Origin of the sequence: Candidatus Poriferisocius sp. (genome assembly GCF_965208355.1) — a bacterium.
Taxonomy (GTDB): domain Bacteria; phylum Actinomycetota; class Acidimicrobiia; order Acidimicrobiales; family Bin134; genus Poriferisocius.
Window position 1 is genome coordinate 1,892,453 of the sequence record NZ_CBDBOM010000003.1, and the last position, 15,924, is coordinate 1,908,376.

At 63.8% G+C, this 15,924-nt stretch carries 12 protein-coding genes; 2 read left to right on the top strand and 10 right to left on the bottom strand.

Annotated elements, in window-relative coordinates; all coding sequences use genetic code 11:
• Nucleotides 1-104 precede the first annotated feature (104 nt).
• From ACOGXH_RS10035 to ACOGXH_RS10045, 3 genes are all read right to left on the bottom strand, one after another.
• A complete protein-coding gene (locus ACOGXH_RS10035; protein ID WP_419928968.1) occupies nt 105-1,472 on the bottom strand; it encodes a sensor histidine kinase in 1,368 nt (455 codons plus the stop codon).
• A gap of 11 nt (nt 1,473-1,483) precedes the next feature.
• Nucleotides 1,484-2,170: a response regulator transcription factor gene (locus tag ACOGXH_RS10040; protein ID WP_419928969.1), complete on the bottom strand. Its 687-nt coding sequence runs from the start codon at nt 2,168-2,170 to the stop codon at nt 1,484-1,486.
• Nucleotides 2,171-2,263: 93 nt separating this feature from the next.
• The gene (locus ACOGXH_RS10045; protein WP_419928970.1) at nt 2,264-3,016 is read right to left on the bottom strand and encodes a PEP-CTERM sorting domain-containing protein; all 753 of its coding nucleotides are present in this window, start codon (nt 3,014-3,016) and stop codon (nt 2,264-2,266) included.
• A 184-nt stretch (nt 3,017-3,200) separates the two neighbouring features.
• Here ACOGXH_RS10045 and uvrB point away from each other — a divergent pair, with 184 nt between their 5' ends.
• The gene (gene uvrB / locus ACOGXH_RS10050; protein WP_419930356.1) at nt 3,201-5,210 is read left to right on the top strand and encodes an excinuclease ABC subunit UvrB; all 2,010 of its coding nucleotides are present in this window, start codon (nt 3,201-3,203) and stop codon (nt 5,208-5,210) included.
• A 68-nt stretch (nt 5,211-5,278) separates the two neighbouring features.
• On the opposite strand, the gene ACOGXH_RS10055 is transcribed toward uvrB, so the two are convergent.
• The 5 genes from ACOGXH_RS10055 to ACOGXH_RS10075 form a co-directional block, all read right to left on the bottom strand.
• Entirely contained in the window at nt 5,279-7,801 is a 2,523-nt protein-coding gene (locus tag ACOGXH_RS10055) for a leucine-rich repeat domain-containing protein (RefSeq protein WP_419928971.1), read from the bottom strand.
• Nucleotides 7,802-7,899: 98 nt separating this feature from the next.
• On the bottom strand, nt 7,900-9,288 hold the full coding sequence (gene rpsA, locus ACOGXH_RS10060; protein ID WP_419930357.1) for a 30S ribosomal protein S1: 1,389 nt from the start codon (nt 9,286-9,288) through the stop codon (nt 7,900-7,902).
• Between the two features lie 195 nt (nt 9,289-9,483).
• Nucleotides 9,484-12,198 (bottom strand): DNA polymerase I, encoded by a 2,715-nt coding sequence (gene polA, locus ACOGXH_RS10065; protein ID WP_419928972.1) that lies wholly within the window; start codon nt 12,196-12,198, stop codon nt 9,484-9,486.
• Complete coding sequence (locus tag ACOGXH_RS10070) at nt 12,191-12,877, bottom strand: ANTAR domain-containing response regulator (protein WP_419928973.1); 687 nt, start codon at nt 12,875-12,877, stop codon at nt 12,191-12,193. Before ACOGXH_RS10070 ends, polA begins: the two co-directional genes overlap by 8 nt.
• Complete coding sequence (locus ACOGXH_RS10075) at nt 12,870-13,160, bottom strand: hypothetical protein (RefSeq protein ID WP_419928974.1); 291 nt, start codon at nt 13,158-13,160, stop codon at nt 12,870-12,872. Before ACOGXH_RS10075 ends, ACOGXH_RS10070 begins: the two co-directional genes overlap by 8 nt.
• Before the next feature lie 108 nt (nt 13,161-13,268).
• Here ACOGXH_RS10075 and ACOGXH_RS10080 point away from each other — a divergent pair, with 108 nt between their 5' ends.
• Complete coding sequence (locus ACOGXH_RS10080) at nt 13,269-14,375, top strand: hypothetical protein (protein ID WP_419928975.1); 1,107 nt, start codon at nt 13,269-13,271, stop codon at nt 14,373-14,375.
• Here the strand turns inward: ACOGXH_RS10080 and ACOGXH_RS10085 are convergent.
• Nucleotides 14,372-14,731: a rhodanese-like domain-containing protein gene (locus ACOGXH_RS10085; protein WP_419928976.1), complete on the bottom strand. Its 360-nt coding sequence runs from the start codon at nt 14,729-14,731 to the stop codon at nt 14,372-14,374. The genes ACOGXH_RS10080 and ACOGXH_RS10085 overlap by 4 nt on opposite strands.
• A gap of 63 nt (nt 14,732-14,794) precedes the next feature.
• Entirely contained in the window at nt 14,795-15,898 is a 1,104-nt protein-coding gene (locus ACOGXH_RS10090; protein WP_419928977.1) for a metallophosphoesterase, read from the bottom strand.
• Nucleotides 15,899-15,924 lie beyond the last annotated feature (26 nt).

A 15,924-nucleotide genomic window follows, 5' to 3' on the forward strand; every position in this document is an offset into this window, starting at 1 on the left:
GTCCTGCTTGGAGTCGGACTCCACAGAACCGGACTCGGCAGAATTGGCTTGGGCTTCTGCGACAACGGCGGTGGTTACCTCGGGGGTTTGGGCGCCTGCGCCGCTCAATCCTCCTCTGAGGAGCGCAAAACCACGGTGAAGCCGGTGCCAGAGGGCTCTTGGGCGGCCACGCTCACCTCGCCTCCCATTGCGTGGGCAAGCTCGGCCACGATCGCCAGTCCCAGCCCCGATCCGGCCTCCTCGACCTTGGGCGAGTGACGGGCCGCATACAGCCTCTCGAACACATGTGGCAGGTCTTCCTGGCTGATGCCGACGCCGTCGTCCGCCACGGTCACGAGCGCTTGGCCTTGGGAAGTCCGATACCCGACCCGGACGCTGGTTTCAGCAAACTTGAGGGCGTTCTGCACCAGATTGGCCGCTATCTGGGCCAGCCTTCCCGCGTCGCACCAGGCAACCGTGGACTCCGCTGCACCCTCCGGCGAATCGTCTTGCACCACCTCGAGCGCAATGCCCGCTTCCTCGGCTGCAAGGGCGAAACCGGCGCACACGTCCGAAACCACCGAACCGACGTCCACCCACTGCATGTGCAATGAGAACTCTCTGGCCTCGAGTCGGGCGAGATCCAACAGGTCGCTCACCAGCCTCTCCAATCGCGCCGACTCGGCCACGATCACTTCGGCGGCCTCCTGGCTGTTCTCCGCAGTGCCATCGGAGATGGCCTCGCTGTAGCCGCGAATGGACGTGAGAGGCGTGCGAAGGTCGTGGGACACCGACATGAGGAACTGCCGCTCAAGGGCTCGGGAGCGCTCCAGCGACTCGGCCATTGTGTTGATGGATTCCGACAGCTCGCCGATCTCGTCTGTGCCGCGGTGCTGGGTGTTCACCCTGGCGCTCAGATCGCCGCCTGCGATCTTGCGGGTAGCATCCCGCGCCCTGGCGATGGGCCCGGTAAGCCGTCTGCTAAACCACGCGGCAACCACCGCCCCTATGGCAAGCGACACCGCAGCAGACACAACCAGCCAACGCCACATGACACCCAGCAGTTGGTCGGCGTCGTCGGTCAACACCAACACGGTGGTGACCGGGCCGGGACGCACCCCCACGGCGGCTGCCCAGGCCGTGCCGTCGCGGATGCCGCTCACCGACTGCTTGGACTGGTTGTGGAGAGGGATCAGGTCGCCTGGCTCCACTTGCTCGGGCAACTGGCCGACGATCTTGTCATCGGTTAACAGGAGCGCAGTCACGTCGTTGCGGCGAAGAATCTCACCTGCCCTGAGCAGTTGCGGATTGCGCTGTTCGCCTCTGAACGGAATCGTCTGCATCAGGCTCGCCAGGGCGCTGGCCTCTTGCTCCAGTGCCCGCTGGGTGGCCTGTCGGTCTTCGCGGCGAATTAGCAGCACGCTGGATATGCCCGCCAAAAGGAGCGTGACCACCACGGTTACCAGCACGGCAATTGTCAGCTTGCGCTGCATCGGTAGCCGCTTCAGCCCAGCCGGTAGCCCACGCCCCGAACAGTGGTCAGGGGGAGGGCGTCACCCAGCTTCTTGCGCAATTGCAGCACATGCACGTCTACGGTGCGCTCGTCACCGATCCAGTCGTAGCCCCAAACCCCATCCAGCAGTTGCCGCCGGCTGAGGGCCAACCCCTGGTTCTCGGTCAGGAACTGGAGCAAGTCGAACTCCCTCACGGTGAGCGCCACTTGGCCGCCGTCCAAGCGCACCTCGCGCCTGGCAGTGTCCACCTCCACGCTGCCCACAGCCAGCACAGGAGACATAGCAGTGGTGCCCGAGCCCTCCACCCTTCTCATCACGGCGCGCACCCTGGCCATCAGCTCACGGGGCGAGAATGGCTTGGTGACGTAATCGTCGGAGCCCATCTCCAGCCCGATAATGCGGTCGATCTCGTCGTCTCGGGCGGTGAGGAAGATGATGGGAACGTCGGAGACAGCCCTCAGCTCCCGACAGACCGTCAAGCCGTCCATGCCGCCGGGGAGCCCGATGTCGAGTATCACCATGCAGGGCCGGTGGTCTTTGGCGAGCTTCAGCCCGGTCTCGCCGTCGGCAGCCTGGTATACCCGGTAGCCGTCCTTGCGCAAGTACATGTCCACCAGGTCGGCGATGTTGGGATCATCCTCAACCAGAACAATTGTGGCCTCGTCGGGGCTCCTCACAACGTCGCATCCTCCCATGGAATTGTGATGAACCGATTATGGGATCGTTAGCAACGCCCGAACCTAAACCGCCGGAAGAGCTAACCCGGCAATTCAATCGGAGAGCGCCAGCGTGAAGGAGATTCGGTCATAGTAGAGGGTGGTGAGGCCTTCGAAACCCGAGTCGGTTCCCACGATCAGCCACGCCCGGCCCTCGCTATCAGTCTCAACGCTGAGGAAATGCGGCCCGCTGGCCAGCGTCTTGATTCGGTACTCGTCGCCGACGACATCGGGGTTGGCCACATTCCCGATCACCTTCATCGCCGAGCCCCCGGTGGACTGGTTACCCTTGTCGATGTTCATTCGCCAGTGGTTGTTGGAACCGGTTACCCCCACCGGCTCCACCGTGGAGGCACCCCCCTTTACATACACGCTTTCACCAGGCGATCCACCGATTCCGACCATTCCCAGAGGAATGTTTGAGGCCAAGTCAATAGACACCGAAACGGTGTAGGTCGCTGACGGTTCTAGGCCCTCGATCTGTCTCTTGAGGTACATGAAGAGGTCATCGCTACGGTTGTGCCCCTGGATGTAGATGCCCGAGCCCTCCAGGCCATCAGGAAGGGCTCGATGGCTGCTGTCGAGTTCGTAGATCGTCGGGTCATAGTCCACCGGCAAGTCGGCAAAGCCCGCCATCCAACCCTCGGCATCGTTCTCGAAGGTGAAACCGAACTCAATCTGGCGGACCGGGGTCGCGGTAGCAGTGGGCACAGAAGTGGGCTCCGGCTCAGCGGAAGCGGTGGGCGCAGGCGTATAGGTCGGCTCAGCGGTAGGAGTGGGCGCAGGCGTGCTGATCGGCGCAGGCACCGAGGAAGGCGAATCGCTCGAAGCACAGCCGACGGTCAGAACCACGGCTGCTGCGATCGCCAGAACCAGTCGCCATGCGGATCGCCTCTTCCGGAGGGACCTGGGATGCGCCATGGTGGCCAAATTCGCCAACATCATCAGTAGCATCGCATAGGTGAGCAGCTTGGGGGACACGGCCTTTCGGATGGTGTCGTCGTTCGAACCAGCGGGGGACCAGCCCAAAGCCATCGGCCAGCTTTCAGAGGGATTGAATCGCGGGGACCGGTTCCAGACGCTTTTGGGAATCACCGGTTCGGGTAAGAGTGCCACGGTGGCCTGGACCATCGAACAGGTACAACGGCCAACCCTCGTGCTGGCCCCCAACAAGTCGCTGGCCGCCCAGTTGGCCAATGAGATGCGGGAGTTCTTCCCCGACAACCGGGTGGAGTACTTCGTGTCGTACTACGACTACTACCAGCCCGAGGCCTACATGCCGGCCTCCGACACCTACATCGAAAAGGATTCGTCGGTCAACGACGAGATCGACCGCCTGCGCCATTCCACCACCGAGGCGCTGCTGACCCGCCGGGATGTGATCGTGGTGGCCTCGGTGTCATGCATCTACGGGCTGGGCGGGCCGGACGAGTACAAGAACCTGCTGTGCATTTCCAAGGTGGGCGAGAGCTACGACCAGCGGGACCTGCTGCGCCGACTAGTGGACATGCAGTACGAGCGCAACGACACCAATCTGGTGCGGGGCCGCTTCCGGGTTCGGGGCGACGTCATCGAAGTCCACCCGGCCTACGAGGAATACGTGGTTCGCATCCAGCTTTTCGGCGACGAAGTGGAGCAAATCACCACCGTCGACCCGGTGACCGGTGAGCGGCTCCACTCGCTGAGCGAAATAGTCGTGTTCCCCGCCACCCACTATGTGGCCGGTGAAGAGCGGATGCGCCAGGCCATGACAGGGATAGAGGCCGAGCTCCAAGAGCGGCTGGCCTATTTTGAGAAGGAGGGCAAGCTGCTGGAGGCCCAACGGCTGCGGATGCGCACCACCTACGACCTGGAGATGATGCAGGAGATCGGCTTCTGCAACGGCATTGAGAACTACTCCAGACACATCGACGGGCGGGCTCCTGGAGAGCGGCCGTACACGCTGCTGGACTACTTCCCCGACGATTTCGTCACCGTGATCGACGAGTCCCATGTGGCCGTGCCCCAGCTCCACGGCCAGTACGAGGGCGACCGGAGCCGCAAGAACACCCTGGTGGACCACGGCTTTCGGCTGCCGTCAGCGGTGGACAACCGCCCGCTGCAATTTGAGGAGGTTATGGAGCGGGTGGGCCAGGTGGTATTTCTGTCGGCCACTCCCAGCGACTATGAGATCAGCGTGTCTGCCCAGGTGGTGGAGCAGATTGTGCGGCCTACCGGGCTAGTAGACCCCGAAGTACAGGTGCGCCCCACCAAGGGCCAGATCGACGACCTGATGAAGCTCATCGAAGACCGCACCGAGCGGGGCCAAAGGGTGCTGGTAACCACGCTGACCAAGAAGATGGCCGAGGATCTCACCGAGTACCTGCTGGAGTTGGGGGTACAAGTCCGCTACCTGCACAGTGAGGTAGACACCATCGAGCGGATCGAAATACTGCGGGATCTGAGATTGGGCGAATTCGACGTGCTGGTGGGCATCAACCTGCTGCGGGAGGGGCTCGACCTGCCCGAAGTGTCGCTGGTCGCCATTTTGGACGCCGACAAGGAGGGCTTCCTGCGCAGCGAGACCTCGCTGATCCAGACCATCGGCCGGGCAGCCCGCAACGTGGACGGCCAAGTAATCATGTACGCCGACATGGTGACCGACTCCATGAGGCGGGCCATCTCCGAGACCCACCGGCGGCGGGGGCTGCAGCAGGCCTTCAACGAGCAGCACGGCATCAACCCCCAGACCATTCGCAAGGCGGTCAGCGACATCCTGGCCGAGTTGCGGCCGGCTGAAGACGGCGTGCCCATACCCGGGGGCGGTCAGCGCTCCCGCTCGATGGATCAGTCGCGTCGGCGCCCCGATGTGATCGACCTGGACTCCGGCGGCATCGAGCGCCTCATCCACACTCTCACCGAGGAGATGAACGAGGCCGCCACCGACCTGAAGTTCGAGTACGCCGCCCGTCTGCGCGACGAGATCAAGGACTTGCAGCGCGACCTGAGGGCGATGGCCTGAGTTCAGCTTTCTTCCAGAACGGCTTCCTATTGGGGCAGCCACAACTCAGCGAATGGAGGGCCGGGCGTTTACTCGTCGCAGAACTCCAGGCCGAGCGATTCCAAGTCGCTCCCCGTGAGGTCGGCTGACTCCCAGGCGGCGGGCAGGCAACCGGTGAGCTGATTGCCACTGATGTACAACTGCATGAGTTTGCCTAGGTTGCCCAGCTCGGCAGGCACCTCGCCGACAAGCTGATTGTCGCCAATGTAGACATGCGTCAGGTTGCTCAGGTTCCCCAGTGCAGCGGGAATCTCCCCGCTCAGCAAGTTGTTTCCGATGTAGAGGTGCGTGAGGCTGCTGAGAGCCCCCAACTCGGCCGGGATCTCCCCCTCCAGCTGATTGCTGTAGAGATACAGATGGGTCAGCCTGCTTAGCGCGCCCAATTCCGCAGGGATCTCGCCGGTGAGCTGATTGTTGTGCAGGTGCAGTCGTCTGAGGTCACTGAGGTTGCCGAGCCAAGCGGGGATCTCGCCGGTGAGCTGATTGCCGTCCAGCCACAGCTCTCGCAGTTTGGTGAGATTGCCCAATTCGGCTGGAATCTCCCCCTTGAACTCGTTGCCGTCGAGGTCCAGCCTCGTGAGGCTGGTGAGATTGCCCAGCTCGGCGGGAAGCTCCCCCGAAAGCTGGTTGGCCCACAGGTTGAGCCGCTCCAAACTGGCCAACCGGCCAAACTCGGCGGGAATCTCCCCCGAAAGCTGGTTGCGGCGAATGATCAGGTGCTTCAGGTTCGTCAGCTCGCCCAACTCAGGGGGCAGCTTGCCGGTAAGACGGTTGTAGCTCAGATACAGCGCCAGGAGGTTTTCGAGTTGGCCTAGCTCCTCGGGGATCTCGCCTGACAGGAAGTTGATGCTCAGATCGAGCCATATCAGGTTGGCCAAACCGCCCAGCTCGGCGGGGATCTCCCCAGTCAGCTGGTTGTCCCGAAGCAGCAGATGGGTGAGCATCTGAAGCTCAGCAAGGCTGGTGGGGATCTCCCGCGTAAGCCGGTTGCTGCGCAGGTCCAGGTACACGAGACTCGACAGTTGGCCGATCTCCTCCGGTATCTCACCCGACAGCCGGTTGTTGGAGAGATCCAACACCCCCAACCGGCCCAACTCGCCGACTCCCACCGGAATCTCACCCGACAGCCGGTTGTTGGAGAGATCCAACACCCCCAACCGGCCCAACTCGCCGATACCTGCTGGCACATCCCCCGACAACACGTTGTCGTGGAGCAGAAGGCTCTTGAGACCGACTATTGAACCAATCCCCTCGGGGATGGTGCCCGACAGCCAGTTGTTGCTGAGGTCAACGTCTTCCAGTTCGGCTAGTTGGCCCAGTTCAGCGGGTATCTCCCCCGACAAGCCGTTGTCTTGGAGGGACAGCCGCGTCAACTCCGCCAGTCGGCCCAACTCATTGGGAATCTCCCCCGACAAGCCGTTCTCGCTGAGATCCAATTCCCTAAGCTCCGTCAACCTGCCCAGCTGCGGGGGTATCGCCCCCGAGAGGTTGTTGTCCTCCAGCCACAGCAGGGTGAGGCGCCCCAGTTTGCCCAGTTCGGTAGAAATTCGCCCCGAGAGCCTGTTGTGCCCAAGCCGAAGCACTTGGAGATTTTCGAGTTGGCCCAGCTGGTGGGGAATCCTCCCTTTCAGATCGTTGACCGACAGTGACAAGTTCCGGAGCTGAGTCAGCCGGCCAAGCGCCGCCGGGATCTCTCCTGATAGGTCATTGGCCGTCAAGCTGAGGTGTCGCAGCTTGGAGAGGTCGGCGAGTCTGACGGGAATCTCCCCCGACAAACCGTTGTTGCTGAAGTCCAGCCACTCAAGGCTGCGCAGATCACCCAGCTCGGCGGGAATCTCCCCCGACAAACCGTTGTTGCTGAAGTCCAGCCACCTAAGGCTGCGCAGATCACCCAGCTCGGCGGGTATCCCGCCCGACAAGCCGTTGAACCTCAGCATCAGGTGGGTCAGCTTTGACATTCTGCCCAGCTCGACGGGTATCCCGCCCGACAAGACGTTGCCCCGCAAGTCCAATATGCGGAGCTCGCCAAGCTGGCCAAGCTCCGGGGGTATCGCCCCCCACAGGCCGTTGTACTTGAGATCGAGCACCGTGAGCTGGGAAAGCTCGCCGAACTCGGCGGGAATGCTGCGCTCCAGGCGGTTGTTCTGTAGGTCCAGCTCGACAAGATTGGAGAGGCCGCCAAGCTCTGGGGGCAGATCACCCACCAGGTCGTTGTTCCCCAAGTCGAGGAATTCCAGGAACTCGAGGCTTCCGAGTTCGGCGGGAAGCTCGCCCAGCAATCCGTTGGACGCCAAAGACAATCCGGTGACCCGATCGTCGTCATTGGCGGTAACGCCGTACCAGCTGCCCAGCGGCCCGCCATCGAGCCAGCCCCCCGAGTCGCTCCAGCCTTCTCCGCCGGTGGCCTCGTACAGGGCCACCAACGCGTCGCGGTCCCCCTCTGAGCTCTGATCCTCGCCTTGCTCTTGGGCACTGGCCGGCGAGGCGACAATCGAAAAAGCCATCGAGGCGACTGCGATCAGGGCAGTGGCGAAGCGACCAATGTGTTGCATTCGCTCAGGCTAGGCAATGGCCTCCCTGATTTCGGGGATGCTGCCGCGCGGAAATCGGCGCTCAGGAAATCCGACGGTCGCCCCGCCGGGGCGGGAAATTAGACCGGGTCTTCTACCGGCTCTTCGTGGACTTCGGCTGGGCCGTCTTCGGCAACCTCGAAGCCGCCGTCCTCAGCGGGGACCTCGCCATCTTCGGCACCCTCGAGGCCGCCATCCTCAGCGGGGACCTCGCCATCGCCCACCTCTGAGTAGTACTGGGCCCAAGCCTCGTCCTGGTCGGCAGCCACATCCTCGTTCACTGCCCCGATGTAGTTGCCCTCGGCGTCATAGGCATGCTCGCCGAAGTGCTCTTGGAACTCAGCGGCCACCACGCCGCCCTCGGCCGCCTGCTTGATTGACAGGCTTATGCGGCGCCGGTTGATGTCGAGGTCGATGATCTTCACCCACAGCTCCTCGCCGGGGGTGACCACCTGTTCGGGAAGGTCGATGTGATGGGAGGAGATCTCCGAAATGTGGACCAGGCCCTCGATGCTCTCGCCCACCTGGACGAAGGCCCCGAACGGCACCAGCTTGGTAACCCGCCCGTACACCAGCTCGCCCACCTGGTGGCTGGAGGCGAACTCCTGCCAGGGGTCTTGCTGGGTGGCCTTCAGCGACAGGCTGATGCGCTCCCGGTCGAGGTCCACTTCGAGAACCTGGATTTCGATCTCGTCGCCCACCTGCACCACGGCGCTGGGATGGTCGACGTGCTTCCAGGACAGCTCAGAAACGTGTACCAGCCCGTCCATGCCGCCCAGGTCGACGAACGCCCCGAAGTTGACCACGGAGGACACCACGCCGCTGCGGCGCTCGCCCGGCTTGAGGTTGTCGAGGAATGCCTCGCGCTGCTCCTTCTCGGTCTCCTCCAGCCAGGCCCGGCGGGACAGCACAACGTTGTTGCGGTTCTTGTCCAGCTCGATGATCTTGGCCTCCAAGGTCTGGCCGATATAGGGCTGGAGGTCGCGCACCCGGCGCAGCTCCACCAGCGAAGCGGGCAAAAAGCCCCGCAGGCCGATGTTCAAAATGAGCCCGCCCTTGACCACCTCGATCACCTTGCCGGAGACGGTGCCGTCCTTCTCCTTGGTCTCCTCGATGTCGCCCCAGGCCCGCTCGTACTGGGCCCGCTTCTTGGACAGGATCAGATGGCCGTCCTTGTCCTCCTTCTGGAGCACCAGAGCCTCGATCTCCTCCCCGAGAGCGACTATCTCGCTGGGATCGATCACATTGCTTATGTCCAGCTCTCGGGACGGGATAATCCCCTCGGCCTTGAACCCGATGTCCAACAGCACCTCGTCGCGGTCGATCTTGACCACTTTGCCGGAGACAATCTGTCCGTCTTCCACCTGCACCATGGTCGATGCGTAGGCGTCCTCGAGGTGCTGGTCGTCTATGTCCTGATCGGTGATCTGGCGGGGGATGTAGTTGCCCTCTTTGTCAAATGTCCCCACTCCTTCGGGGGCATCGAGCACAGCGGTGGCGGCTGGCGGGGCGGATGGTGCGGTATCGGGTTCGGACACGTTGGGTTGAGCCTCACAGGAGGAAGTAGATGGGACAATGGGCGCGGTTCAGCAGCCTGAACCGGCCCGTCGATGCTAACAGCCACCCCCGGCCCTGGCTACTTGGGCCTGGCTACTTGGGCTTACCTACTTAGCCTCGGCCCAGGTGCGCCCCGACGACAGGTGCACCTCGAGGGGGACCCGCAGCGGGAAAGCCCCGGCCATGGTGTCCACCGTTAGGTCGGCCACGTCGCCGTGCTCTCCCTCGGGGACTTCCAAGATCACCTCGTCGTGGACCTGGAGGATGATCCGGCTGTCGAGCCCTCGTTCCTCCAAGGCGTGGTCGAGCCTGACCAGGGCCACCTTGAAGATGTCGGCGGCCAGCCCCTGGATCCCGGAATTCATGGCCTGTCGCTCCGCGGCCTGACGGAGCCGGGCATTGCGCGAGTTGATCTCGGGGATCCGGCGCCGCCGGCCGAACAGGGTCTCGGTGTAGCCCCGGGTCCGGGCCTCGGCCACTGTTCGGTCCATGTACTCCCTGAGGGCAGGAAACGCCTTGAAGTAGGCATCGAGGATCACGCCGGCGTCCCTGGTGGGGATGTTGAGCCGCTGGCCCAGGCCGTAGGCCTCCATCCCGTAGGCCAGACCGTAGGACACCATCTTGGCGGTGGATCTCTCTTCGATGCCCACCGCGGCGGGGTCGATGCCGAATACCTGGGAGGCGACGGAGGTGTGCACGTCCTGGCCGGACTCGAAGGCTTCGATCAGGCCGGGGTCCTCGGCCAGATGGGCGATGCAGCGCAGCTCGATCTGGTTGTAGTCGGCCACCAGCAGAGCGCAGCTATCGGCAGCCACAAACACCTCTCGAAACACCCGACCGGTCTCAGTGCGCACCGGGATGTTGTGCAGGTTGGGGGCATCGGAGCTGAGCCGCCCGGTTCGGGCCACCGTTTGGTTGAAGGTGGCCCGGATGCGGTTGTCGGGCTCGATCCCCACTGCGGCCACCAGTCCCTCGCCATAGGTGGAGCGCAGCTTCTCCACCTCCCGGTAGTCCAGCAGTTCGCCCACCACCGGATGCTCGTCCCGGAGCTTCTCCAGGGTGGCGGCGTCGGTGCTGAAGGCGCCGGTCTTGGTTTTCTTTTGGGACGGCAGCCCCAATTTCTCAAACAGCAGCTCGCCCACCTGCTTGGAGGAGTTCACATTGAAGCTCCCCCCGCCAGCCGCATCGATCACCGACGCCCGAAGCCGCTCGGCATCGGAGGCCAACTGGTCTCGCAGACGAGTCAGGCCCTCCACATCCACCCCGATACCCACATGCTCCATGCGAGCCAGCACCCGCACCAAAGGCACTTCCATGTCGTCGTTCAGGTCCCGCAGTCCCTGGGCGTCTAGCGCCGCCAGCAGTGGGGCGGCCAAATGGGCCACGGCCAAGGCCTCAAGTCCGGCGTTCATCGATGAATCCCCCGGATCAGCAGCATCGTCGCCGAACAGCTGGCCCTCGTCGGGCTGTTCGGTCACCGGGAGCTCCATCGAGGTGTGGGTGCGCATCAAGTCAGCCAGCTCGTAGCGCCCGCTGGCCGGATCCAGCAGATAGGCCGCGATCCGAGTGTCCAACACCAGCCCAGTGGCATCTATCCCCCTCGAAAACAGCCACAAGACGAGCGGCTTGGCATCGTGGGCGATGAAGGGATTGCCCCCGCCGAATAAACCGGCCAGGGCTTCGTGTCCCGACGTCTCTAGCACATCGGCCGGCAACCAGACCACTTTGCCCGCTTCGAGATCGGCGGACAGGGCAATCCCCAGAAGCTGGCAGCGGTGGGGCTGGCGGGGATCGAGCGGCTCGCCCCAGGCCGGCGCCAGCGCCACCGGTTCAGATGCGGCCGCCAAGCGGCTCAGCGCATCGCTGGCGGCGTCGGCAGTGGACAGGGCTTCCACGGTTGCCTCCAGTGCGCCGGCCCCGTCATCGGCACCGCCCAGTTCCACGCCCAACACGTCGGCCACGAATTCGCCGAATCTGCGGAATTCCAAGAAGTCGAATAACTCCTCGACCTCGGAAGCGTCGGGCTGACCGAGGTCCAAATCGTCCACCCCTACCTCCAGAGGAACATCGCGCACCAGCTCCATCAGCTCCAGGTTCATGCTCACCCGGTCCTGGGCCTCGCCCAGGTTTTCTTGAAGCTTGGGAGTCTGGTCCTCCAGGTGCCGATACAGCTCCTCGATGCCCCCGTAAGCGTTGATCAGCTTGGCCGCGGTCTTCTCCCCCACTCCGTTCACGCCGGGCAGGTTGTCGGAGGTGTCCCCTCGCAGTGCGGCGTAGGCCACGTAGTCGGCCGGCTTCACCCCGGTGCGCTCCTCGATGCCGGCCTCGTCGTACAGGGCGTAGTCGGACACGCCCCGCTTGTTGTAGAGCACTCGGACGTGGGGGTCCTCCACCAGCTGGTAGGCGTCCCGGTCGCCAGTCACCACAATCACGTCCTGGCCCCGGTCGCGAGCTTGGGTGGCCAAGGTGGCGATCACGTCGTCGGCCTCCACCCCGGCGTGTTCCACCGCGGTGATCTTGAGGGTTTCCACCAGCTTGCGGACCAGTCCCATCTGCTGTCGGAGGGTGTCGGGGGTCTCGCGGCGATTGGCCTTGTAACTGGAGATCCGCTCGTGGCGGAAGGTGGGCTCGGGGCGGTCGAAGGCCACCGCCACCTGGTCGGGGCGGTGGTCGCGCAACAGCGTCAAGAGCATCATTGTGAAGCCGTACACCGCGTTGGTTGCCTGGCCGCTGGCGGTGGTCATGTCCTCGGGCAGGGCGAAGAAGGCCCGGTAGGCCAGTGAGTTGCCGTCAACCAGCATGACCGTGCCCGACTCAGCCATCTTTCGGGCCTCCGCCCAGCGCCTTCAGCTGATCGGCGCTCATCTCAACGATCTCGGCGGCCACCTCAGCCATCGACCGGCGCTCGCCCATGGCCTGGTGCTGGATGTGGCTGTAGGCGTCTGCCTCCGACATGGAGGCGACGTCCATCAATCGGCCTTTGGCCCGGTCGATGGCCTTGCGGGCCTCCAGCCGGGCCTCAGCCCGCTCGACTTGGTGGTTGAGGTCCTTCAGCTCCTTGAACCGCACCAGGGCAACCTCCACCGCGGGCACCAGCTCAGCCCGCTCAAAGGGCTTCACCAGATAGGCCAGCGCGCCGGCGTCGGCCGCCCGGGCGATCAGATCCCGCTGGCTGAACGCGGTGAGCAGCAACACCGCGCACAGCCGCTCGTCGCGGATCTGACTGGCGGCGGTGATTCCGTCGGTGCCCGGCATCTTCACGTCCAAGATGGCCACGTGGGGGCGCTTCTCCCGCACGAGATCAAGCACCTGGTCGCCCCGGCTGGTCTCGCCCACCACCTCGTAGCCCTCCTCTTCCAAGGTCTCCCGCAAGTCCAGGCGGATGATGGCCTCGTCCTCGGCCAGCACGATCCGCACCGGCTTGTCGATCGAATCGGAACCGGGTTGGGCCGACGGATCAGATATCGGAGTAGAACTTGGTTGGGCCGACGGATCAGACATCGGAGTAGAACTTGTCGAGCAGTTCGTCTTGTTGCTGCTCCAGGCTGTGGATCTCGTCGGACAGGCGGGCGCGGTGTCGGGCCATGGTCTCCGCCTGGCGGGCGGCATCGCGGTGCTGGCGCTCGGCGGCCGGGGTCTCCGAGACCAGCGCCCGCAGGCGGGCGTCGTCGGCCAGGTCCTCAAAATGCAGGCACTGCTCCTCGGCCACCTCCAGGTCGGCTCTCAGCCGCTTCAGCCGGTCGGCCAACTCTGCCAACCGCCGCTCTGCCCTGTTCTGGACCACGAGCCGATGCTATTACCCCCGCCCCGCCAGGCACTGCTTCGGCTGCTTCCCAAGGGCGAGGCCCCCACTAGCCTTTCATCGGGCCAAGCCGAAACGAGGAGGACACCGATGAGCGACGAGATCCGGGAGAACGCAGTCAACGGCAAGGTGTGGGCCGACTTCTGCGACAACCTGAAGGAGGCCGGCCAGATCATCCTCGACAACAGCACCGACGATCTCGACCGGCTGGAGGGATTCCGCTACCTGTCCCGTCTCACCAGAGGAGAGCTCGGGCGCCTCGAAAACCATGGACCCGGGCACACCCAAGTCCTGCCCATCCCCTACAACGTGAAGATCGGCTGCGACAACCCCGATGCCCTCTACCAGGGCGTCGCCATTAGCGGTTCTCTCGACTACCGCATCCGCGGGCCGCGGGGCACGGTCAACTATCTGAGCTTGAACGCACTCTCCGGCAGCTTCGGGATGGGAGGTGCGCCCCCCGATCGGCAGGGCAACCTGGCCTTCAACGACCCCCAGCCCGGCGAGCAGGTCGATGTGATCGCCAGTGTCAACGAACCCGAGCATCTAGAGCCTGGACAGCGGTGGCTCCCCACCGGACCGGAGACCAATCAGATCGTCATTCGCAACTTCTACCTCGACCGCCATACCGAACGGCCTTCCGAGCTCCAAATCGAGTGCCTCAACGGGCCCGATGGGACTCCTCCCCCGCTGAGCCCCCAGCGCTTGACCCACGGCTTGGCCCGGGCCGCCCTAGGAGTACACGGCATCGCCCGGCGGTTTGTCGAATGGCTGGACATGTTCCAAGAGCGGCCCAACACGCTGGAGTTCCTCCCGCCGCGAGATGGCCCCGGCGGATGGGGCGACCCCACCCAGATGTTCCGCCACGGCTATTGGACGCTCGAGCCCGGCCAGGCCCTGGTGATCGACGTGCCGCCCATCGACGTGTACTACTGGAACTTCCAGCTCAACAACATCTGGGAGGAGTCGCTGGACTACGACTGGCTCCAGGTGACGGTCAACAAGCACAGCGCGGTGTACGAGTCCGACGGCACGGCCCGGATCATCGTGGCTGACAAGGATCCCGGCTTCGCCAACTGGATCGACACAAACCACCGCCGCCACGGCACCATGGGCATGCGCTACAACCAGGTGGTCGAGGACATCCCGCCGACCCTGCGGGTCATTGACGTGGCCGACCTCCCCAGCCTGCGCTAGGACCCTTCGGTTGGGTAGCCGTCGCGCTTCCACCAGTCGAGGCCGCCGATCAGCTCGCGCACCTCAAAGCCCAGCATGAGCAGCTTCAAGGCAGTCTTGGTGGAGGCGTTGCACCCGATCCCGTCGCAGTAGCAGACGTAGGTCAGCGACCGATCGAGTGAAGCCGTCGACTCGGCATCGATATTCCGGTGGGGCAGGCTGATCGCCCCAGGGATGTGCTCTTGGGCGTAGGCCTCAGCCGACCTGCCGTCCACCACCATGATTGGCTCGCCGTTGCCCAGGGCTTCGTTGACGTCCCACGAGTCCATCTCGAAGTCCAGCTTGTGCTTGTAGTGGTTCAGCTGATCGGCCGTCATGGGTCCCATTGTGGCCAACTATCTGAGGGCAAGCGAAGTAGGAACCCGGCCTGGTTTGGGCATCTAGTCCCTGGCGACCAGATCGATGATCCCAATGGAGGGGCGAACGCCGAAGCGGAGCTGAGGGGCGTTGCCGCGCTCTCGTCCCACGCCGGTAGACACGTAGACCGGGGTTCCGTGGAGCTCATTGAGCCCGCCAGCGGCGACATCCCGGGGTACTCGAGACGCGGTGATAGGAGGGCCGAAGAACGGGATCGACACTTGCCCTCCGTGGGTATGGCCCGAGACGAGCAGGTCCACGGTTCCTCCCTTGAGGAGCCTGATGGCGTCCGGCTCGTGGGCCAACAGGATCCGCACGCCAGGAAGGTCGCCTTCGGCTAGCCCTTCGGCAGCCTCCCATCCCGCAGGCTCATAGTCACGGCCATCCAACGACACCCCAGCGAGATGGATGAGGCTGCCATTTAGCTCGAACGTGTCAATCTCGTTGTCGAGAACTCTGGCCCCCGTCCCATGGGTGATCCGCCAGAGGTCGGCGACGGTGTCGGAATGGCCGTTCACTAGATAAACGATGGGCACGGCGTCAACCAGCCGTTCAACGAGCCGAGTGAATTCCGGGGCCCGCTCATCGAATTGGCCATTTTCGATCTGATGCACATCCCCCGGGAACATCACAATGTCGGGCTCGAGGGCGATAAGACGGTCTATCGCCTCATTCTCATAGTCGCCGATGGAGGTGGTCTGAAGATCGGCCACGACGCCGATCCGGACGTCCTCGCTGATCCCGTCAACCTCCAACTCCACGGCATCCACCCGTAGCCAAAACGGCTCTATGTGGGTGGCATAGAAGCCAATCGGGATGGCTGAGAAAGAAACGATGCATAGAGCGAGGATGGTCGGCGGGATTGGGCTGGCAAAGGCCAGCACCACCGCCCCAGCCAACGGCAGGCCGACCACAAGTACCAGATAGACGACGTGAAGGACCATGAAGGCATCTGGTCCGGTGAAGAGCAGCGCAACCGCGGTCAACACAAGCGTGCAGCCGACGCCAATGCCCAAAACACCAAGCACAATCCAGCTGGCGTGGACTCCCCGATTGATCCAATAGACCGAAGCCGCGCCGGACGCCGACCCCACGATTACAGCTGCGGCAATCACGTAGTAATTCACTTTGTGGTCCTCAGGAGATTTGTCTG